This window comes from Mycobacterium sp. PS03-16, from assembly GCF_004570325.1.
Lineage (GTDB): Bacteria > Actinomycetota > Actinomycetes > Mycobacteriales > Mycobacteriaceae > Mycobacterium.
The window spans coordinates 1-20,125 of the sequence record NZ_SPQO01000010.1 but is presented as its reverse complement, the minus strand read 5'-3'; the positions used below and the strand labels follow the sequence as shown (position 1 = coordinate 20,125).

At 71.0% G+C, this 20,125-nt stretch carries 22 protein-coding genes; 7 read left to right on the top strand and 15 right to left on the bottom strand.

Features of this window, described 5'->3' with window-relative positions; all coding sequences use genetic code 11:
• Positions 1–85: 85 nt before the first annotated feature.
• Both E4P42_RS10920 and E4P42_RS10915 read right to left on the bottom strand, forming a co-directional pair.
• Positions 86–1,192: an acyl-CoA desaturase gene (locus tag E4P42_RS10920; RefSeq protein WP_135126065.1), complete on the bottom strand. Its 1,107-nt coding sequence runs from the start codon at positions 1,190–1,192 to the stop codon at positions 86–88.
• 14 nt (positions 1,193–1,206) lie between these two features.
• Positions 1,207–2,280 carry a ferredoxin reductase gene (locus tag E4P42_RS10915; RefSeq protein ID WP_135126063.1) on the bottom strand — a complete coding sequence of 358 codons (1,074 nt, stop codon included), beginning with the start codon at positions 2,278–2,280 and terminating at the stop codon, positions 1,207–1,209.
• A gap of 70 nt (positions 2,281–2,350) precedes the next feature.
• Between E4P42_RS10915 and E4P42_RS10910 the strand changes: the two genes are divergently transcribed.
• Positions 2,351–3,031, top strand: coding sequence for a TetR family transcriptional regulator (locus tag E4P42_RS10910; protein WP_135126061.1), 681 nt, complete (start codon positions 2,351–2,353; stop codon positions 3,029–3,031).
• A gap of 3 nt (positions 3,032–3,034) precedes the next feature.
• Here E4P42_RS10910 and E4P42_RS10905 read toward each other — a convergent pair whose 3' ends face one another.
• Complete coding sequence (locus E4P42_RS10905; protein ID WP_135126059.1) at positions 3,035–3,454, bottom strand: hypothetical protein; 420 nt, start codon at positions 3,452–3,454, stop codon at positions 3,035–3,037.
• 99 nt (positions 3,455–3,553) lie between these two features.
• Here E4P42_RS10905 and E4P42_RS10900 point away from each other — a divergent pair, with 99 nt between their 5' ends.
• Entirely contained in the window at positions 3,554–4,333 is a 780-nt protein-coding gene (locus tag E4P42_RS10900) for an enoyl-CoA hydratase-related protein (protein ID WP_135126057.1), read from the top strand.
• Here the strand turns inward: E4P42_RS10900 and E4P42_RS10895 are convergent.
• The 7 genes from E4P42_RS10895 to E4P42_RS10865 all read right to left on the bottom strand — a co-directional run bounded on the left by E4P42_RS10895 (position 4,302) and on the right by E4P42_RS10865 (position 10,843).
• Positions 4,302–5,072, bottom strand: coding sequence for an SDR family NAD(P)-dependent oxidoreductase (locus tag E4P42_RS10895; protein WP_135126055.1), 771 nt, complete (start codon positions 5,070–5,072; stop codon positions 4,302–4,304). The genes E4P42_RS10900 and E4P42_RS10895 overlap by 32 nt on opposite strands.
• A gap of 19 nt (positions 5,073–5,091) precedes the next feature.
• Positions 5,092–5,415, bottom strand: a complete 324-nt coding sequence (locus E4P42_RS10890; RefSeq protein ID WP_135126211.1) for an RNA-binding protein — start codon at positions 5,413–5,415, stop codon at positions 5,092–5,094.
• Between the two features lie 79 nt (positions 5,416–5,494).
• Positions 5,495–6,091 carry a hypothetical protein gene (locus E4P42_RS27395; protein ID WP_245233973.1) on the bottom strand — a complete coding sequence of 199 codons (597 nt, stop codon included), beginning with the start codon at positions 6,089–6,091 and terminating at the stop codon, positions 5,495–5,497.
• A complete protein-coding gene (locus E4P42_RS10880; protein ID WP_135126053.1) occupies positions 6,088–6,657 on the bottom strand; it encodes a hypothetical protein in 570 nt (189 codons plus the stop codon). The genes E4P42_RS27395 and E4P42_RS10880 overlap by 4 nt, the downstream gene beginning before the upstream one ends.
• A 120-nt stretch (positions 6,658–6,777) precedes the next feature.
• Positions 6,778–7,641 carry a pseudouridine synthase gene (locus tag E4P42_RS10875; RefSeq protein WP_135126051.1) on the bottom strand — a complete coding sequence of 288 codons (864 nt, stop codon included), beginning with the start codon at positions 7,639–7,641 and terminating at the stop codon, positions 6,778–6,780.
• Positions 7,638–9,377: a glycerol-3-phosphate dehydrogenase/oxidase gene (locus E4P42_RS10870; protein WP_135126049.1), complete on the bottom strand. Its 1,740-nt coding sequence runs from the start codon at positions 9,375–9,377 to the stop codon at positions 7,638–7,640. Before E4P42_RS10870 ends, E4P42_RS10875 begins: the two co-directional genes overlap by 4 nt.
• A gap of 53 nt (positions 9,378–9,430) precedes the next feature.
• Positions 9,431–10,843 carry an NAD(P)H-quinone dehydrogenase gene (locus E4P42_RS10865; RefSeq protein WP_135126047.1) on the bottom strand — a complete coding sequence of 471 codons (1,413 nt, stop codon included), beginning with the start codon at positions 10,841–10,843 and terminating at the stop codon, positions 9,431–9,433.
• Positions 10,844–10,943: 100 nt separating this feature from the next.
• Between E4P42_RS10865 and E4P42_RS10860 the strand changes: the two genes are divergently transcribed.
• The gene (locus E4P42_RS10860) at positions 10,944–11,423 is read left to right on the top strand and encodes a gamma-glutamylcyclotransferase (RefSeq protein ID WP_135126045.1); all 480 of its coding nucleotides are present in this window, start codon (positions 10,944–10,946) and stop codon (positions 11,421–11,423) included.
• Positions 11,424–11,430: 7 nt separating this feature from the next.
• On the opposite strand, the gene E4P42_RS10855 is transcribed toward E4P42_RS10860, so the two are convergent.
• Genes E4P42_RS10855 through E4P42_RS10845 form a run of 3 tightly spaced genes read right to left on the bottom strand, consistent with a single transcriptional unit; the run spans position 11,431 to position 15,092 of the window.
• A complete protein-coding gene (locus E4P42_RS10855; RefSeq protein WP_135126043.1) occupies positions 11,431–12,702 on the bottom strand; it encodes a DUF4032 domain-containing protein in 1,272 nt (423 codons plus the stop codon).
• 39 nt (positions 12,703–12,741) lie between these two features.
• Positions 12,742–13,914 (bottom strand): amidohydrolase, encoded by a 1,173-nt coding sequence (locus E4P42_RS10850; RefSeq protein ID WP_135126041.1) that lies wholly within the window; start codon positions 13,912–13,914, stop codon positions 12,742–12,744.
• On the bottom strand, positions 13,911–15,092 hold the full coding sequence (locus E4P42_RS10845) for a M20 family metallopeptidase (protein ID WP_135126039.1): 1,182 nt from the start codon (positions 15,090–15,092) through the stop codon (positions 13,911–13,913). Before E4P42_RS10845 ends, E4P42_RS10850 begins: the two co-directional genes overlap by 4 nt.
• A 33-nt stretch (positions 15,093–15,125) precedes the next feature.
• On the opposite strand from E4P42_RS10845, the gene E4P42_RS10840 reads away from it, so the two are divergent.
• Positions 15,126–15,920 (top strand): purine-nucleoside phosphorylase, encoded by a 795-nt coding sequence (locus E4P42_RS10840; RefSeq protein WP_135126037.1) that lies wholly within the window; start codon positions 15,126–15,128, stop codon positions 15,918–15,920.
• On the opposite strand, the gene E4P42_RS10835 is transcribed toward E4P42_RS10840, so the two are convergent.
• Positions 15,866–16,993 (bottom strand): AbrB family transcriptional regulator, encoded by a 1,128-nt coding sequence (locus E4P42_RS10835; protein ID WP_135126035.1) that lies wholly within the window; start codon positions 16,991–16,993, stop codon positions 15,866–15,868. The genes E4P42_RS10840 and E4P42_RS10835 overlap by 55 nt on opposite strands.
• A gap of 87 nt (positions 16,994–17,080) precedes the next feature.
• Between E4P42_RS10835 and E4P42_RS10830 the strand changes: the two genes are divergently transcribed.
• Both E4P42_RS10830 and E4P42_RS10825 read left to right on the top strand, forming a co-directional pair.
• Positions 17,081–17,533, top strand: coding sequence for a MarR family winged helix-turn-helix transcriptional regulator (locus E4P42_RS10830; RefSeq protein ID WP_135126033.1), 453 nt, complete (start codon positions 17,081–17,083; stop codon positions 17,531–17,533).
• Positions 17,530–19,167 carry a phospho-sugar mutase gene (locus tag E4P42_RS10825; protein WP_135126031.1) on the top strand — a complete coding sequence of 546 codons (1,638 nt, stop codon included), beginning with the start codon at positions 17,530–17,532 and terminating at the stop codon, positions 19,165–19,167. Before E4P42_RS10830 ends, E4P42_RS10825 begins: the two co-directional genes overlap by 4 nt.
• 4 nt (positions 19,168–19,171) lie before the next feature.
• Here E4P42_RS10825 and upp read toward each other — a convergent pair whose 3' ends face one another.
• Positions 19,172–19,795: a uracil phosphoribosyltransferase gene (gene upp, locus E4P42_RS10820; RefSeq protein WP_135126029.1), complete on the bottom strand. Its 624-nt coding sequence runs from the start codon at positions 19,793–19,795 to the stop codon at positions 19,172–19,174.
• 85 nt (positions 19,796–19,880) lie between these two features.
• Between upp and E4P42_RS10815 the strand changes: the two genes are divergently transcribed.
• Positions 19,881–20,125, top strand: a 245-nt coding sequence (locus tag E4P42_RS10815; RefSeq protein ID WP_135126027.1) for an ESX-1 secretion-associated protein, incomplete at its 3' end; no start/stop codon positions are given.

Sequence of the window (20,125 nt, the reverse complement as noted above, 5' to 3'; positions counted from 1 at the left end):
TCGACCTTTCGTCCACCGCTGAGCGCGAGACTACGGTTGCTGACGGGAATCGGGCGAAATCCGTCATCAACCGTAGTCTCGGCGGTCAGCCGGGCAGCGCCAATCGCACGATCTTGCGCACCACGGTGGCGAACTGCTTCGGCAGCGGGCCGGTGTTGTACGGCAGACCGTAGCGGCGGCAGATGTCGCGCACCTCGGGCGCGATCTCGGCGTGCCGGTGCGCCGGGATGTCCGGGAACAGGTGGTGCTCGATCTGGAACGACAGATTCCCGCTCAGCAGGTGGAAGAGCTTCCCGCCCGTGAGGTTCGCCGAGCCCAGGATCTGCCGGAAGTACCACTGCCCGCGGGTCTCGGCCTTGGTCTCCTCGACCGAGAACTCCTGCACGTCCTCCGGGAAGTGGCCGCAGAAGATGATCATGTAGGACCACACGTTGCGGATCAGGTTCGCGGTGAGATTGCCCGTGAACACCCACGGTGCGACCGGCCCGGCCAGCAGCGGGAATGCGACGTAGTCCTTGAGGGTCTGCCGCTTGGTTTTGCGCCAGATGCCCTCGAGGATCTCTTTCTTGTCGGCGATCGTGATCTCGCCGGCGCGGATGCGTTCGGTCTCGAGTTCGTGCAGCGCGACGCCGTACTGGAACAGCACCATCAGCAGGAACGCGTACACCGGGTTGCCCAGGAAGTAGGGCCGCCACCGCTGATCGGCGCTCATCCGCAGGATCCCGTAGCCGATGTCGCGGTCCATGCCGACGATGTTGGTGTATGTGTGGTGCATGTAGTTGTGCGAGTGGCGCCACTGGTCGCCGGGACAGGCGGTGTCCCATTCGAATCCGCGGCTGGAGATCGCCGGGTCGCCCATCCAGTCGTACTGGCCGTGCATGACGTTGTGGCCGATCTCCATGTTGTCGATGATCTTCGCCAGCCCCAGCAGCGCGGTGCCGGCCAACCAGAACGGCGGCAGCACGCCGCCGAACAGCAGTGCGCGGCCGCCCAATTCGAGTGCCCGCTGCGCCTTGATCACGCGGCGGATGTAGTTCGCGTCGCGTTCCCCGAGGTCGGCGATCACGCGTTCGCGCAGGGCGTCGAGTTCGCGGCCGAAGGCCTCGGCCTGCTCGGGCGTGAGCCGCACGGTCCGGCCGGCGACGGTCTTCTCGACGGTCCGCTGGGCGGGTGCGTTCAGCGTGGTGGTCATGTCGGGCTCCTCTCTTACAGCGCGAGGTCGACGTCGCCGACGGGGACGGACACGCAGATCTGCACGTCCTCCTCCTCGGCGCTCGACACCGCGCCGGTGATCAGGTTCCTCACCGCGCCGCGGGTCTTGCGGCGGGTGCAGCTGTGGCAGATGCCCATCCGGCATCCGCTCTCGGGGGTGAGGCCCGCGGCCTCGGCCTGCTCGAGCAGCGGCCGCCCGTCGTCGGTGATGTCGACCCCGCTGTCGGCGAAGCTGATCCGCCCGCCGGACGCCTCGGCCGGCAGCTCGAAGACCGGCGGTACGAAGCTCTCGGCGCGCGCATCGGGGCGCACCGCCCGGACCGCCTCGACCAGCGCCGGCGGACCGCACACGAACACGGCGGTGTCATCGCCGTCTGGCATCGCGGCCGCCAGGTGCGCGGCGTCGAAGCGGCCGACGAGGTCGCTGCCCGCGGTGTCGCGGGTGTAGCCGTGCAGCACCCGCACCCCGGCCATCGCGGCGAGCTCGTCGCGGTAGCAGGCCTCCGCCGCGCTGCGCGCATAGTGCACGAACGCCACCTCGCCGGTGTACCGCTCAGCCTGCAGCGTGCGCAGCATCGACAGCACCGGGGTGATCCCGCTGCCGCCGGAGACGAACAGGATGCGCCGCGGCCGGACAGTGGGCAGCGTGAATTCCCCGCCCACGGCCTCGAGACCCACCACCATCCCCGGACGGGCGTGGTCGCACAGGTAGGTCGAGACCAGACCGCCGTCGTGGCGGCCGACGGTCAGCTCGATCAACCGGGATCGCTCGGCGCTGGCCGGTGAGTAGCAGCGGGTGCGGCGACGGCCGTCGATCTCGACGGTGAGGTTGACGTGCTGGCCGGCGCGGAATCCGGTGAACACGTGGTTCGGTTCGAGCGTCAGCGTCACGCTGCGCGGGGTCTGCCGCCGGACGGCGACCACCCGCGCGCGGGCGTCCTGCGACGTCCAGGTGGGGTCGACGAGCTCGGTGTACCGGTTCACGCCGTGTGGCCCGGTGAGCAGGTCGACCAGCGGTGACCGCAGCACTCGGTCCCGCAGCCGCGGTCTGAGCGTTTCAGTGAACATGTGTATACCGTGCGCCGATACAAGAGGATCGGTCAAGAGGATCGAAGCAGCTTGTGGTACGTTTCACAGCGTGAACAGTCGTACGCCGAATTCCCGTACGAGTCGCTCAGGGCGGTCGCGTTCGCGCGACACGCCGTCGCGGGAGGAACGTAAGGAGGCGACCCGCAGGGCGATCGTCGCCGCCGCGTTGACGCTGCTCGAGGACCACGGCTTCGCCGAGCTGAGCCTGCGCGAGGTCACCCGCGAGGCCGGAATCGCCCCGGCCGCGTTCTACCGGCATTTCGAGTCGATGGAGGCGCTGGGCCTCGTGCTGATCGACGAATCGTTCCGCGCGCTGCGCGAGCTGTTGCGCACCGCCCGCACCGGCAAGCTCGATCCGAACCGGGTCATCGAATCGTCGATCGACATGCTGATCGAAGGGGTCAATCAGCGCAGCGAGTACTGGCGTTTCATCGGGCGCGAACGCTCCAGCGGACTCAGCGTGCTGCGTTACGCGATCCGCACCGAGATCCGCCTGATCACATCCGAACTCGCGATCGACCTCGCCAGGTTTCCCGGCCTCAACACCTGGAGTGCCGAGGACCTCAACGTCCTCGCCTCACTGATCGTGAACGCGATGATCTCCATCGCCGAGGCCGTCGACGCCGTCGACCCCGGCGACGCGGCCGCACTGGCCGACATCCGGCGCCTCGCCGTCAAACAGCTGCGCATGGTGACCGTCGGGGTCAGTGGTTGGCGCAGCACCGACTGACGGTCAGACCGTGCACTGCGCGCCTGCGGCGTCGCGGGCGATCACGCACGCCGACGGGTTGCTCAGCTTCCACGCACCGTCGCGGTTCACCCAGTAGATGTCGTGGGTGCGGGTACCCATGATCGGGATGCTCACTGCCAGTTGCGCGTCCAGTCGGTCGCCATTGAGGGCCGGATTTTGGACGCGCCACGACATCACCGCGCCGTACCGGTCCATCACCGCCGCGATGTTGTTCGCGGTCGGCACGGCGGCCATGCCGCCCTCGAGTTCGGCGGCGCGCTCGGCGTCACCGACCGAAGTGTTCAGCACCCGCTGGAGTTGCGCGGTGAGCTGATCGGCGGAGGGCGCCGGCTGCGCGACGGCCACACCGCCGCCCACGAGCGCACCGATACCCAACGCGACCACGACCACCACCCGGCGCATCTGCCGCCACCTTCCGTTCACCGCCAAAGACGGCCTAACCAGACCATCTCGCCACCGGGCGGTCAAGACCTACGTCCGGCGGCGAATTAGCGTGAGCCCATGACCGTTCTGCAGCTCACCCACCCGCGTCCCGACATCGCCGTCATCACGCTGAACCGGCCGGAGAAGCTCAACGCCCTGTCCTACGAACTCGTCGAGGCGTTCCATGACGCCCTCGGCGACATCGCCGCCGACAACGAATGCCGGGTGGTGGTGCTGACCGGGGCGGGGCGCGGCTTCTGCGCCGGGCTCGACCTCACCGAGCCCAATCCCGAACAGGCCGGTGGCGGTACGGAATTCCCCCGGTCCGGGATGCGCTGGCAGGAACGCATCGCCGAGTTGACGACGCGGCTGCACCGGCTGCGCCAGCCGGTCATCGCCGCCGTGAACGGTCCGGCCTACGGCGGCGGCTTCGCACTCGCGGCGGCCGCGGACATCCGCGTCGCCTCCGACACCGCGCGGTTCTGCACCCAGTTCATCAAGCTGGGGCTGGGCGGCTGCGACATCGGCGTGAGCTACACGTTGCCGCGCATCATCGGCGCCGGCCACGCGTTCGACCTGATCCTGACCGCGCGCGACGTCGGCGCGCAGGAGGCACTGACCCTAGGCCTGGTCTCACGGGTGTCCGACGACGTGGTGGCCGACGCGCTGAGCATTGCCGAAACACTGTGCGGCTATGGCAAATTCGGCCTGGAATCGACCAAGCAGGTGCTGTGGGCGAACCTCGAGGCGGGCAGCCTCGAGGCGGCACTGCACCTGGAGAACCGCAGCCAGATCCTGGCGTCCACCAGCGGGGAGATGCGCGCGGCTAGCGAGGCGTTCCGCCGCCGTCCACGATGATCGCCTGGCCGGTCAGGTAACTGCCCGCATCCGACACCAGAAGCAATGCGGCACCGACCATCTCGTCAGGTGTGGCGAGCCGCTTCATCAGCGTCGATCCGACCATCCCGTCGATGGCCTCCTGCGGGTTGTTGCGCATCATGTCCGTGTCGACGGGTCCGGGAGCCAGCGCGTTGACCCGGATCCCGAACGGCGCGTACGCCGCGGCCATCGACCGGGTGAACGACAGCAGAGCGGCCTTACCCGCGGCGTACATCGACACCCCTGGTGCGAAATTGAAGGCGCCGACCGACACCGTGTTGAGCACCGCGGCGTGCGCGCTGCTCTTCAGGTGCGGCAGCGCCTGCTGCACCAGGAACACCGGTCCGCGCAGGTTCACGTCGTAGGACTTGGCCCACGCCTCGACCGTCATCTCCCCCAGCGGTTGGGCCAACGCGTTGGCGGCGTTGTTCACCACCACGTCGATACCGCCGAACTCGGCCACCGTGCGGTCGACCAGCGTGCCGAGCGCGTCGACGTCGCCGAGATGGGTGGGCACCCCGATGGCCTGTCCGCCCAGCCCGCGCAGATGTGCGGCGGCCTGCTCGCACGCATCGCCTTTGCGGCTGGCCACCACCACCCGCGCGCCGGCGAGCACGAAGCCCTCCGCCAGCGCCAGCCCGATTCCTCGGGTGCCACCGGTCACCACGATGGTGCGGTCGGTCAGGTCGAACAGTCGGTCGAAACGCGCGCGATCCACGCGTGTCAGTAGAGCACGCTCAGACGCAACCGCTCACGCTGATCCGCCGGCCGACGCTCGCGCACACGTTCACGTTCGGCGCGGGCGGCACGTACACCGGCGGCGGGGGTGGCGGGGGCGGTGGCGGCGGTGGGGCGGCCCCGGGCGGCGGGGGCGGTGGGGGTGGCGGAGGCGGCGGCGGCACGTCGTTCAGGTACGACAGGGGGTCGGCACACCCCGTGACGTCGACGAACCGGCCACCGACCGAACCGCACAGGGTGGCCGACGCCGTCGGGGCCACGGGAAGCGTCAGGCCTCCGGCGAACACCAGGGCCACCGCACCGGCTCCGGGCAGACACCACATCTTTCGCACCGGTCAATAGTGCCCCCGGCCCGCTCGCCGTGCGCGGTCTTGACCGAATCCGCGCACGCGTCCGGCTGTCCTAGACCGAGAGCAGCCGCTGGAAGAACTCGCGGTAGCGCTTGAGCGCGATCCGCAGATCCTCCGTCGACGCCTCTTCCCCGCGCGACCACTGACCCTCGAGCCGGGACCGCGCCTCGGCGAACTGGCGGGTCAGCTGGTCGACGACCTCCGAGACCAGGGCGTCGGCCTTCTGCACGCAGGCTCGCGGGTCATCGACGAATGCGGCCTGCACGTCGTCCCAGCGGCTGCGCATCCCCGACAGGTCCGCGCCGTGGAACAGCTGGTCGTCGCCTCCCGCCGGGCCGCCGTCGCCGCCGGCGCGGTCGGTGCCCGCGTCTCCGCCGGGGCGGTCGGTGCCCGCGTCGTCGCCGTGTGGCCGGCCGGAGCCGTGGGCGGCGGTCTGCGGCCCACCGGACATCGGCGGCTGGGCGAGCGGCCCGGTGGTCGCGTCGGGCAGTCGTGCGCCCGCGGCTCCGCCGCCGGGCGCCCCGGGTCCGGGCATCGCAGCGGCGTTCGGGTCGTGCGGGCCCGCATCGTGGGGCATGGGTTCGCGGCCCGCACGCGGGTCGGTGTCCCGGTTGAACGGGGTGGCTGTGGGGTGATCGGGCGCGGTCATGCGCGTGCCTCCTTCGGCGTATCGGTCTCGTTGGCCAGCAGACGGTCGAACAGGGCGCGGTAGTGGACGAACGCCTCACGCTGGCGTTCGGTGTCGACCCGACCGCGTTCCTGCGACGCGAAGATGCTGTGTGCCGCCCGGTAGTTCTGCACGATGTCGGGATGGTCGACGGCGATGTCGGCGGCCCGTTCGTCGAAGTCGTCGACTGGGTAGCCACGCTCCCGCATCACCTGGTTGACCAGCATGTCGGCCTCGCCCAGGGCGCCGGACGGGTTGTCGACGAACCCTTTCTGCACCCGGTGCCAGTGATCGGTGTACATCGCACACGCCTGCGGTGAGAGCGTGACGATGTCGAGCTTCTTTACCCGCTTCTCGCGCTGCAGCAGCGCGGATTCGGCCGCGCGGGCGTCACCGGTCTCCTGTAGCGCGCGGTCGTATTCGGACCCGTAGTGTTCACGCAGTCGCTGGGTCCGCTTCTTGCTGCCGGCCGTCTTGCCGTAGACGACGACCGCGATGACCGCGACCAGCACGACGGCAGCGATCACCAACCACACCCATGTGGGCATCTCGCACCTCCTCGTCGAGGAGAGGGTTACCTGATGCCGTTCGACGGAAACGTCAATTCAGCGCCGCCGGGCGATTTCGGTGTAGTTCGTCGCGGTCAGCGCGACCGACAACACCGAAAATCACACGGTGCGGGCGCTGACGAACCGGCGCGGCGCCCCGGTGAGCGGGTCGTCGAACTCCAGGCTGTGCGCCAGCAGATGCAGCGGTGTGCTGAAGTCGTCGGCAGCGACGTCCACGACGTCCGGGTACAGCGGATCGCCCAGCAACGGCAACCCGATCCGGGCCATGTGCACCCGCAGCTGGTGGGTCCGCCCGGTGCGCGGCGTCAGCCGGTACAGCTCACCGTCGACCTGCTCCACGAGGGTCTCGGCATTCGGTTCGCCGGGCTCCTCGACCGCCTGGAACTGCCCGCGTCGCTTGATGATCCGGCTACGCACCACCGTCGGCAACGGCACCGCACTGCGGCCGGCCGACCGCGCCAGATAGACCTTGCCGACCAACCCCCGCGCGAACATCGTCTGGTATGCCCCGCGGATCTCCCGGCGGACCGTGAACAACAGCACCCCCGCGGTGAGACGGTCCAGGCGGTGCGCCGGACTCAGTTCGGGCAGGTCGAGTTCGCGGCGCAACCGGACCAGCGCCGTCTGCGCGACGTGGCGCCCACGCGGCATGGTGGCCAGGAAGTGCGGTTTGTCGACGACGACGATGTCGTCGTCGCGGTGCAGCACCGGCATCTCGAACGGCACCGGGACCTCATCGCGCAGTTCGCGATACAGGTACACGTGGGCACCCGGCGGGAGCACGGTGCCCGGGGTGACGACGGTGCCGTCGGCGGTCACCACCTCACCGTCGAAGACCTTCGCCGCGGCGGCCTCACCGAACCGGGAGGCCAGTTCCACGAGTACCGCGCCGCCGCGCAACCGCACGCGAGCCGGTCCGAGTCCGTCGCGCACCGGCAGCGGCGCCGGCCGCCCGCGGCTCATCGCAGCGGGACGGGTTCGAGGATCTCCGCGCGTGCCTCGGGTGCGGCGGCCCGCAGCGCATCGGCGGATTCGTCGTCGGGCTGCTGCTGACTGCGCACCTCGGCATCCACACGCGCACAGTAGGTCTCGACTTCGCGGTCGACGTCTTCGGCACTCCACCCCAGCACGGGCGCCACCACCTCGGCCACCTCGCGCGCGCAGTCCACACCGCGGTGCGGGTATTCGATCGAGATCCGCATCCGCCGGGCCATGATGTCCTCGAGGTGCAACGCGCCCTCGGCCGCGGCCGCGTACCACGCCTCGACCTTCAGGTACACCGGCGCCTCGGTGATCGGTGCCAGGAGGTCGGCCCGATTCTCGGCCATCTGCAGCACCTCGCCGATCAGCGAGCCGTACCGGTCGAGCAGGTGGCGCACCCGGTACGGGTGCAGGCCGTAGCGCACCCCGACCTGCTGGGTCTGGTTGATCAGCGCGAAATAGCCGTCGGCGCCCATCAGCGGCACCTTCTCGGTGATCGACGGTGCGACGCGGGTGGGCACGAACTCCGCGGCCGCGTCGATCGCGTCCTCCCCCATCACCCGGTAGGTGGTGTATTTGCCGCCCGCGATCGCCACCAGCCCGGGTGAGGGCACGGCGACGGCGTGCTCGCGGGAGAGCTTGGAGGTCTCCTCGCTCTCCCCGGCCAGCAGCGGCCGCAACCCGGCGTACACGCCGTCGATGTCGTCGTGGGTCAGCGGCGTGGCCAGCACCGTGTTGACCGTCTCGAGGATGTAGTCGATGTCGGCCTTGGTGGCGGCCGGGTGCGCCAGGTCGAGGTTCCAGTCGGTGTCGGTGGTGCCGATGATCCAGTGCGTGCCCCACGGGATCACGAACAGCACCGACTTCTCGGTGCGCAGGATGATCGCGACCTCGCTGACGATCCGGTCGCGGGGCACCACGACGTGCACACCCTTCGAGGCCCGCACCCGGAACCGGCCGCGCTGGCGCGACAGCGCCTGGATCTCATCGGTCCAGACGCCGGTGGCGTTGACCACGACATGGCCGTGGACGTCGGTGGCCGCACCGTTCTCCGAGTCGCGCACCCGCACCCCGATCACCCGGTCGCCCTCGCGCAGCAGGTTCACCACCTGCGTCGAGGTGCGCACCACCGCGCCGTAGTGGGCGGCCGTGCGGGCGACGGTCATGGTGTGCCGGGCGTCGTCGACGACGGTGTCGTAATACCGGATCCCGCCGATCAGCGAGCTGCGCTTGAGCCCGGGGGCCAGCCGCAGCGCGCCGGCCTTGAGCAGATGTTTCTGCGCAGGAACGGATTTCGCGCCGCCCAGCTGGTCGTAGAGGAAGATGCCTGCCGCGACGTACGGCCGCTCCCACCACCGGTGGGTCAGCGGGAACAGGAACGGCAGCGGTTTGACCAGATGGGGCGCCAGCGTGGTCAGCGACAGTTCGCGTTCGTGCAGCGCCTCGCGCACCAGACCGAATTCGAGCTGCTCGAGGTAGCGCAGCCCGCCGTGGAACATCTTGCTGCTGCGGCTGGAGGTGCCGGAGGCGAAGTCGCGGGCCTCGACCAGCGCCACCTTCAGCCCCCGGGTGGCCGCATCCAGCGCGGCGCCCGCGCCGACCACCCCGCCGCCGATGACCACGACGTCGAACTGCTCGCTGCCGAGCCGCTGCCAGGCCTCCGCACGCTGGTGCGGGTCGAGCAGGGTCTGCCCGTTGCCGGAGATCGGGTCGCGCACGACGGACTCCTGGTTACTCGTCGGTACGGTTTGCCCTCCCAGGCTACGTGGAGTCAGTCCAGATCGTCGTGCGCCATGAGCCGGCGCGCGGCCTCCACGATCGACCCCGACAGCGACGGGTACACCGACAGGGTCTGGGCGAGGTCGGTCACCGAGATCCGGTTCTGCACCGCCAGCGCGATCGGCAGGATCAGCTCGGAGGCGATCGGGGCGACCACCACCCCGCCGATGACGACGCCGGTGGCCGGCCGGCAGAAGATCTTGACGAAACCGTGCCGCAGCAGCGACATCTTGGCGCGGGCGTTGGTGTTCAGCGGCAGCATCAGGATGCGCGCCGGCACGCTGCCGTCATCGATCGCGGTCTGCGGGATGCCGACCGCCGCGATCTCGGGGCGGGTGAAGGTGGCCGAGGCCACCGTGCGCAGCCGGATCGGGGCGACCCCCTCACCGAGCGCGTGGTACATCGCGATGCGGCCCTGCATGGCCGCCACCGACGCCAGCGGCAGCAGGCCGGTGCAGTCACCGGCCGCGTAGACGCCCGGGGCGGGGGTGCGCGACACCCGGTCGACGGGGATGTAGTTCCCGCGGCCCAGCTCGACGCCGACCCGCTCGAGTCCGAGCCCGGTGGTGTTCGGCACCGAACCCACCGTCATCAGCGCGTGGCTGCCCTCGACGCAGCGGCCGTCGGCCATCTGCACCTTGACGCCGGAGTCCGTGCGGGTCACCGATTCGGCGCGGGCGTTCTTGACCAGCGTCACCCCGCGTTCGGCGAACACCTCCTCCAGCGCCGCGGCGGCGTCGCTGTCCTCGTGCGGCAGGATCTGGTCGCGGCTGGCCACCACGGTCACATCGACGCCGAGCTCGGTGTAGGCGTTGCAGAACTCCGCGCCGGTGACGCCCGAGCCGACGATCACCAGGTGCTCGGGCAGTTCGGTGAGGTCGTAGAGCTGGCGCCAGGTCAGGATCCGCTCACCGTCGGGCACCGCATTGGGCAGCACCCGCGGGCTGGCGCCGGTGGCGACGAGCACCACGTCGGCCTTGAGCACGCCGGTCTTGCCGTCGTGGGTGGTGACCTTGACCCGGTGCTGGGCCAGCCCGGGGGCGTCGTCCACCAGCTCACCGCGGCCGCCGATGACCGTCACGCCTTCACGCAGCAGCTGGCTGCCGATGTCGGCGGACTGCGACCGGGCCAGCGTCTTGACCCGGTTGTGGATCTGCGGCAGCGAGATCTTCGCGGCGTCGATGCTGATGTCGAAGCCCAGCCCCGACGCGCGGCGCAGTTCGGTGCGCACGCCGGTCGAGGCGATGAAGGTCTTCGACGGGACGCAGTCGTAGAGCACACAGGCGCCGCCGAGCCCGTCGGAATCGACGACGGTGACGTGAACCTCGGAACCTCTGCCCGCGGCCACGAGCGCCGCTTCATAGCCGGCGGGCCCACCGCCGATGATCACGATGCGGGTAGCCACGAGCACAATCTAGTCGGTCACCCACCGCGGACGCCGCTGCGCCGCGTCGGGCTGACGCTTCCGGTCGCGGGAGCTGTCCTGCAAGTTAAGCTCTCCTACCGTGCCGCTCTACGCCGCTTACGGATCGAACATGCATCCCGAGCAGATGATGGAGCGTGCACCACATTCGCCGATGGCCGGGACGGGCTGGTTGCACGGCTGGCGGCTGACCTTCGGCGGCGAGGACATCGGCTGGGAGGGTGCGCTGGCCACGGTCGTCGAGGATCCGCTGTCGAAGGTGTTCGTGGTCCTCTACGACATGACCAAGGAGGACGAGGAGACCCTCGACCGCTGGGAGGGCTCCGAACTCGGCATCCACAAGAAGATCCGGTGCCGGGTGCACCGGCTGTCGTCGGACACCGACACCGATCCGGTGCTGGCGTGGCTGTACGTCGTGGACGCGTGGGAGGGCGGCCTGCCGTCGGCGCGCTACCTCGGGGTGATGGCCGACGCCGCGGAGATCGCCGGTGCCCCCGCCGACTACGTGCACGGCCTGCGGACCCGCCCGTCGCGCAACATCGGCCCCGGCACGCCGGGCTGAGCGCGCCTCAGTCGTCGTCGAAGTCGATCACCGGCATCGGCTGGGTCGGGACCTCGGCGACGGCCATCTTGGCCGCCGAGTCCGGCGGGATGACGTCGCGGGCCAGTGCCACCAGCGCCCGTTCGGTGCCGACGTCACGGCCGGCGCGTTCGCTGAGCAGCCAGCGCACCTCCAGCAGATCGCAGAACGCCTGGATCGGCGTGCCCGCGCCGCCGATCGCATCGTGCGCACGGTGCATGGTGGGTGTGGCGATCTCCATCACCCACAGCTGCGCGGCCGTCGACTCGTCGACGTCCTGTCCGGACTCCTGACTCAACTGGGCCTGATAGGTCTGTAGATCGCCGAGCAGGATGCGGGCCTGCCCCTCGCCGACGTCCAGGCCGGTCAATTCGCGGAGCCGCTCGGCGTGGAAGCGCCGGTCCCCGACGGCGACGTTGAGCCGCAGCCGGTCGGGCATGGCGTCGCTGACCGGCTGCAGGGTCACCTCCTCGACCGCGAACCCGAGGTCGTTGAGCCGCCGGATCGTGCCCTCCACGCGGTAGCGGTCGGTGAACTCGAACACCGGCTCGGCGTGCAGCACGTCCCAGAGCCGCTGATAGCGGTTCGGGATGTCCTGCGCTTCGGCGATCAGCGCGTCCTCGAGCTCTTCTGACGAACCGAGCCACGCGGCCAGGTCCATCAGATCGGCCGCGACGTTCTCCACCAGGATGTCGAGGTCGTGGCGGCGCTGGCCGTCGGACAGCCGCGGATGCACCTCGCTGGTCTCGGCGTCGACCAGCCAGGCCTGCAGCACCTGGCCGTCGCGGGAGAACAGCGTGTTGGCCAGCGAGCAGTCACCCCAGAACACGCCGTGGCGGTGCAGTTCGACCAGCAGGGTGGCCATCGCGTCGAACAGCCGGGCGCGGTGTTTGGGCTCGTCGGGCGGCAGCCGGCGGAACAGCCGCCGGTACTGCCAGGAGCCGTCGAGGAACCGGGTGAGCAGCAGCGCGGTCTCGAAGTCGGGCTGCAGCACCAGGCCGGCGCGGCGCACCGCGGGCAGACCCATCTCCTCGAGCCGGCCGAGGACGTCGTACTCCCGGTGCGCCAGCCGCGGCGGCAGATCCTTGACCGCCCACACCGCGCCGTCGCAGGCGACGAACTTCACCAGGTGACGGCTGGGTCCCACCGCGATGTCGCGCAGCGGCACGTCGGGCGCCGACCACTCCGCGAGCGGCCGGTCCCACGGCAGCGCCAGCAGGTCGGCCGTCGGCGCCCGCAGCCGCAGTTCTGGCAGGGCCATCACTCCAGCCTGTCACCTCACGGGCGCGAGGGTGCGGTTCTACAGCCGTGCGGCCTGATCGACCAGGTTGACCAGCAGCCGCACCCCCACACCCAGCGCGCGCTCGTCGAGGTCGAAGGTCGGCTGGTGCAGATCCAGCTGCGGTCCGCGACCGCTCCACACCCCCAGCCGCGCCATGGCGCCCGGCACCTCCTCGAGGTACCAGGAGAAGTCCTCGCCGCCGCCGGACTGGCGGGTGTCGGCGAGCACGTCCGGGCCGATCGCCTCGATCGCGTGGGTCATGATCCGCGTTGCGATCTCCTCGTTCACCACCGGCGGCACGCCCTGGCGGTACTGCAGCGTGTGCTCGATGCCCAACGGCGCCAGTAGCGACGAGACCGTCTCGCGCACAATGGTTTCCAACGTCAGCCAGGTCTCACGCGAGGCGGTGCGGATGGTGCCGGCCAGCGAGCCGGTCTGCGGGATCGCGTTGGCCGCCACCCCGGCGTTGACCGCACCCCACACCATCACGGTGCTGTTGCGGGGGTCGATGCGCCGCGACAGCACCCCCGGCACGCCGGTGATCAGCGTGCCCAGCCCGTAGACCAGGTCACCGGTCAGGTGCGGACGGGACGTGTGGCCGCCGGGCGACTGCAGCGTCACCTCGATCTGATCGGCGGCCGAGGTGATCGGCCCGGCCCGCACGGCGACCTTGCCGACGGCCAGGCGCGGGTCGCAGTGCACCGCGAAGATCCGCGACACCCCGGTCAGCGCGCCCGCGGCGATCGCGTCGATCGCGCCGCCGGGCATCAGCTCCTCGGCGGCCTGGAAGATCAGCCGCACGCCCACGGGCAGTTCGGGCACCGAGGCGAGCGCCAGCGCGGCGCCCAGCAGCACCGAGGTGTGCGCGTCGTGGCCGCAGGCGTGCGCGACGTTCGGCACGGTCGACGCGTACGGGGCGCCGGTGCGCTCGGCCATCGGCAACGCGTCCATATCGGCGCGCAACGCGATGCGCGGACCGTGGTCGGGCCCGAAGTCACACGTCAGCCCGGTGCCGCCGGGAAGCACCTTGGGGTTGAGGCCGGCGTCGGCCAGCCGGGAGGCGACGAACTGGGTGGTGGCGAACTCCTGACGGCCCAGCTCGGGGTGGGCGTGGATGTGCCGGCGCCACGCGACGAGCTGGTCGTAGTTCTCCGACAGCCACCGCGCGGCGGCGTGGGGCAGCACACTCATGAGGCCCGCCTCGCCTGCCGCTGCAGCACGCGATCCCGTTCGGCGGGCGTCTCGGCGAGCCGGACGACGGTGCGCGCCAGCATCACCGCGCCGTCCACGACGGCCCGGTCGGCGCTCGGCCCGGCCGCCGCCGCGGCGAACTGCGGCTGATGGATGGACGCCCCGCCGGCGTCGATGCCGACGACCGGGTGGATGCCCGGCACCACGTGGGTGACGTTGCCCATGTCGGTGCTGCCCAGCGGCACCGCCGCCTCCAGTTCGGCGGGCAGGGGCGTGCGGCCCATCCGTTGCATCTCCTCCCGGAAGGTCTCGGCGAGCCAGTGGTCTGGGGTCAGCTCGGCGTAGGCGGGGGCGGTCTCGGCGACCTCGTACTCACACCCGGTCGCGACGGCGCCGGCCCGGAAGCACCCGGCCATCCGGTCCTCGAGCCCGCGCAGCGACGTCGAGTCCTGTGCGCGCATGGTGTAGCGCAACTCGGCCCGGCCGGGGATGACGTTGGTGGCCTGACCGCCGTCGGTGACGATGCCGTGCACCATCTGTCCCGGCGCGAGCTGCTGACGCAGCAGCCCGATCGCCACCTGGGTGACGGTGACCGCGTCCCCGGCGTTGACGCCGAGGTACGGGGCGACCGCGGCATGCGATTCCCGGCCGGTGTAGGTGATGTTGACTTCCGAAAGCGCCAACGAGCGCGCCGCGGCGATGTCCACCGGCCCGGGATGCAGCATCACCGCGGTCGCGATGTCGTCGAACACCCCGGCGTCGAGCAGCAGCGCCTTACCGCCGCCGGCCTCCTCGGCCGGCGTCCCCACCAGCACCACCGTCAGGCCCAGCCGGTCGGCCACCTCGGCGAGCGCCAGCGCGGTGCCGACGGCCGAGGCCGCGATGATGTTGTGGCCGCACGCGTGTCCCATTCCGGGCAACGCGTCGTACTCCGCACAGATGCCGACGACCAGCGGACCGCTGCCGTAGGAGGCGCGAAACGCGGTGTCGAGCCCGCCGGCGGAGCTGGTCATCTCGAATCCGTGCTCGGCGACCAGCGCCTGGGTCTTGGCGCAGCTGCGGTGCTCCTCGAAGGCCAGTTCCGGCTCGGCGTGGATGGCGTGCGACAGCTCGACGAGATCCCCGCGCCGCCGGGTCACGGCGTCTTCGACGCTCGTGGCAGCGGTGGCGGAGGGCATTGGGGAAGTATCTCACCGCTAAGCTCGGCGACCGTGACGAGCCCGGCCGAGGCCGCCCAGCAGGCGGCGGCGCAGATCGCTGCACGCACCGGTGTCGACACCCACGACGTCGCGGTGGTGCTGGGCTCGGGATGGGCCCCGGCGGTCGGCGCCCTGGGCACTGCCACCGCCTCGGTGCCGATGGCCGATCTGCCCGGCTTCACTCCTCCGACGGCGGCCGGGCACGGCGGCCGCGTGTTGTCGGTGCCGGTCGGCGCGCACCGGGTGCTGGTGCTCGTCGGCCGGATCCACGCCTACGAGGGCCACGACCTGCGCCATGTGGTGCACCCGGTGCGAACCGCGTGCGCGGCCGGGGTGCGCACGGTGGTGCTGACCAACGCCGCGGGCGGGCTGCGGGACGGCTTCGCGGTCGGTCAACCGGTTCTGATCAGCGACCATCTCAACCTGACCGCCCGCTCACCGCTGATCGGTGCGGAGTTCGTCGACATGGTCGACGCGTACGCCCCCGACCTGCGCGATCTGGCCCGGCGGATCGATCCGGAGCTCGCCGAGGGCGTGTACGCGGGGCTGCCCGGACCGCAGTACGAGACGCCGGCCGAGATCCGCATGCTGCGCACGCTGGGCGCCGACCTGGTCGGCATGTCGACGGTGCACGAGACCATCGCCGCGCGACAGGCCGGCGCCCGGGTTCTGGGTATCTCGCTGGTGACCAACCTCGCTGCCGGCATCACCGGCCAGCCGCTGTCGCACGCCGAGGTGCTCGAGGCCGGCCGTCAGTCGGCGAGCCGGATGGGCGCGCTGCTGGCCGGTGTCATCTCGGCGTTGTGACGGCGCAGGCGGCGGCCCGCCCACACGATCGCCCGCGCCAGTAGCGGCGAGGCGAACAGCATCAGCAGCACCCGCAGCACCTGGGCAGCAATGATGAACGTGACGTTCGAGCCGGTCTCGACCGCGGTCGCGAGCACCGCGTACACCCCGCCCGGACTGGTCACGAGGTAGCCCTCCAGCGGGGTCAACGCGGTGTAGTGCGCCAGCAGGACGCCGAGGCCGGCGGTGCCGACGCCGAGCACGACGATCAACGTCAGCGCCGCGGGCAGCACCCGGACGATCGCGCGCAGCGACTCGGTGGTGAACGCCAGCCCCGCCTGCCACCCGATCAGCAGGTAGCCGAGCTGGACCAGCACCACCGGCACGCTCAACCCGAACGACAGACCGCTCAGTTGCAGCGCCACGGTCAGCGCCATCGGACCGAGCAGCCCGGCCCCCGGCAGCCGCAGCAGCCGCCCCGCCGCCGTGCCGAGCAGCACCAGCCCGGTCAGCATGGCCAGGCTGAGATACCAAGGGGCCGAGTCGGTTCGGGCCAGCGAGGCCGTCGGGTGTGAGGTGTCGGCGTGGTAGACGACCGACACCACCACCGGCATGGACGCGGTCACCAGCGCCACCCGCAGGTACTGCACCACGGAGACCACCCGGTCGTCACCGCCGAGATCGCGGGCGATGGCGACCAGACCCGAGGCGCCGCCGGCGGTGAGCGCGAGCGACCCGGTGAGCGGGGTGACGTCCCGGTGCAGACCGAGCAGCGCCCCGGCCGCCACGCTGAGCACCAGGGTGGCCACCGCCACGGCGACCACGAACGGCCAGTCGGCCCCCAGCGCACCGACCGCGTCGTGCTGCACCATCGTGCCGATGTAGACCCCCAGCACCCCCTGCGCCGCGACGCCGAGCGGACGCGGCACACCGGTGGGCGCGGCCGAGGCGAGCGCGAGCACGATGCCGACGGCCAACGCGGCGAACAGTCCGGCCGACGGCACACCGGCCAGCGTCAGCGGCACGGTGACGGCGACCGACGCGGCCGCCAGCACCACCCACCGCAGCACCCGTCCGGCGCGACCATCCTTCACAGATACCAAGTATGTACTTCATAACTCCGAGCTGCAACATGCGTAGATCAGCTGGCAGAAGCACGGTTGTGAAGGTATAACTTGGCTATGACCCGTGATGCCGCGCCGGCGACCGAACTGCGTGAGGCGATCATGGCGGTGGCCAGGCAGATGCGCCGCCACCGGCCCGATCACGGCCTGACGCTGAGCCAGATGGAGCTGCTCGGTGAGGTCACCCGGCTCGGCACCACCACGCCTGCCGAACTGGGCGCCCGCCTGCAGGTGCGCGCGCAATCGCTGACCGACGGCCTCAACGAACTCGTCGGCCGCGGCCTGCTGCGCCGGCGCCCCGACGACCGCGACCGCCGCCGACAACTCATCGAGGCCACTGCCGAGGGGGTCGACTTCCTCGCCGCCGACCGCGCCGAGCGCGACGCCTGGCTGCACCGGGCAATGGCCGACACGCTGACCGACCTGGAATTCGACCTGGTGATGCTCGTCGCCCCGGTCCTTCGCAAGCTGGCATCAAATGACGTGAAAGCGGGCACACTTGCCCCATGACGTCCTCGGCGATCTCGACGACCGCGCAGGAGTGGATCTCCCACGACCCCGATCCGCAGACCGCCGCCGAACTATCGGCGTGCAGTCCTGAAGAACTCGACGAGCGGTTCGCCCGCTCGCTGACCTTCGGCACGGCCGGGCTACGAGGCCCGCTGCGCGCCGGGCCCAACGGCATGAACCTCGCCGTCGTCCTGCGCACGACGTGGGCGGTGGCCAAGGTCCTCAAGGACCGCGGCCGGGGCGGCTCGCAGGTGGTGGTCGGGCGCGACGCGCGGCACGGGTCCGACGAATTCGCCCGCGCGGCGGCCGAAGTCCTCACCGCCGAGGGATTCGAGGTCATCCTCATGCTGGCCACCGTGCCCACGCCCGTGGTCGCGTTCATCGTGCGGCACATGCACGCGGCCGCGGGCATCATGATCACCGCATCGCACAACCCGCCGACCGACAACGGCTACAAGGTCTTCTTCGAAGAGGGTCTGCAGATCGTCGGGCCGACCGACCGGGAGATCGAGGCGGCGATCGCCGACGCCCCGCACGCCGACGAGATCAGAAGGGCCGCGGTCGAAACCGGCGGCATGGAGGAGATCGTCCACTACGTCAACCGGGCGGCGAACGTCCGGCACGCACACGGCAAGGTGCGGGTGGCGTTCACCCCGCTGCACGGCGTGGGCGGTGAGTATCTGCTCGACGTCCTCAACCGCGGCGGCATCGACGACATCCATGTGGTCGAGAGCCAGTTCGCGCCGGATCCGGACTTCCCCACCGTGACGCTGCCCAACCCCGAGGAACCCGGCACCGTCGACGCCCTGCTCGCACTCGCCGCCGACGTCGACGCGGACCTCGCGATCGCGCTGGACCCCGATGCCGACCGGTGCGCGGTCGGCATCCCGACACCCGACGGCTGGCGCATGCTCTCCGGCGACGAAACCGGTTGGCTGTTCGGGGATTACATCCTCTCGCAGATCGAACCCGGCGAGGTGATGGCCGCGACGGTGGTGGCCAGCACTGTGGTGTCCTCGCGCATGCTCAGCGCCATCGCCGCCTCGCACGGCGCCCAGTACGCCGAAACCCTCACCGGGTTCAAGTGGTTGGCCCGCGCCGACGCCGACCTCCCCGGCGCCACGCTCGTCTACGCCTACGAAGAGGCCATCGGGCACTGTGTCGACCCGGCCGCCGTCCGGGACAAGGACGGCATCAGCGCGGCGATGCTGGCCTGCGATCTGGTCGCGGCGCTGCACGAGCAGGGCCGCACCGTGACCCGGGCGCTCGACGAGCTCGCCCTGCGCCACGGCGTCCACGCCACCACCGCGGTGAACCGGTCCGTCGAAGGCACCGATGAGGCTGCCGCCGTGTTGTCCCGGCTACGCGACACCCCACCGGATCGGCTGGCCGGCTTCGAGGTGACCGTCACCGACCTGCTCACCGCCGAGGAACCGATGCGCACCGATGCGCTCATCCTCGCCGGCGGGGACGCCGACACGTCGGTGCGGATGGTCGTGCGCCCGTCGGGCACCGAACCGAAGGTCAAGTCCTACATCGAGGTTCGGCGCGCGGCCGGCAGCGATCTCGCGGCTGCGCGGGCCGAGGCGCAGCGGCTGTGCGACGAACTCGCCACCGTGGCGCACCAGTGGTGACGGGTCAGCGCGGCCCGAACTGACGGTCCCCCGCGTCCCCGAGCCCGGGCACGATGTAGGCGGCCTCGTTGAGCCGGTCGTCGACGGTGGCCGTGAACAGCCGCATACCGGGCGCCACCCGCTCCAGCGTCGCGATCCCCTCGGGCGCGACCACCACACAGATCGCGGTGATGTCCACCGCCCCGCGCGACTGCAGCAGCCCGACCGTGTGGGCGAGCGATCCGCCGGTGGCCAGCATCGGATCCAGCACGAACACCGGCTGGGTGCTCAGGTCGTCGGGCAGCGACTCCAGATACGGGGTCGGTTCGTGAGTGGCCTCGTCGCGGGCCACGCCGACGAATCCGACCCGTGCCTCGGGAATCAGCGCGTGGGCCTGGTCGACCATGCCCAGGCCGGCCCGCAGCACCGGCACCAGCAGCGGCGGCCGGGCCAGCCGCGAGCCGATGGTCTCGGTCAGCGGGGTCCGCACCGGCACGTCCTCACGGGCGGCGTCGCGGGTCGCCTCGTAGACCAGCATCAACGTGAGATCGCGCAGCGCGGACCGGAACGCCGCGTTGTCGGTGCGTTCGTCACGCAGCGTGGTCAGCCGCGCAGCGGCCAGCGGGTGGTCGACGACGCGCACATCCATGGCCACAGACCTTAGTGCCCGCCGCTCGCTGCGCAGCGCAGCGCAGCGCGGGAACCACCGGGGTGCGGCGCGCGTCCTATCTCGCATGTCCGCCCACACCCGTGTCGACACCGAATCCGTCCGCACCCTGGCCCATGCCCACACCGCCCACGGCGCGGAGCTCACCGCGGTCGCCGCCGCGCTCGGCGCGGTCCCGCTCACCTCCGGGGACGGTGCGCTGGGGCCTGTCGGTGCGCGCTTCGTGGCTGCGCTGGCCGATGCGGTGGCGGCCCAGGCGCACGCTACCGCCGCGCTGGCCGAGCGCCTCGGCGCCGCTGCGGACACCAGATC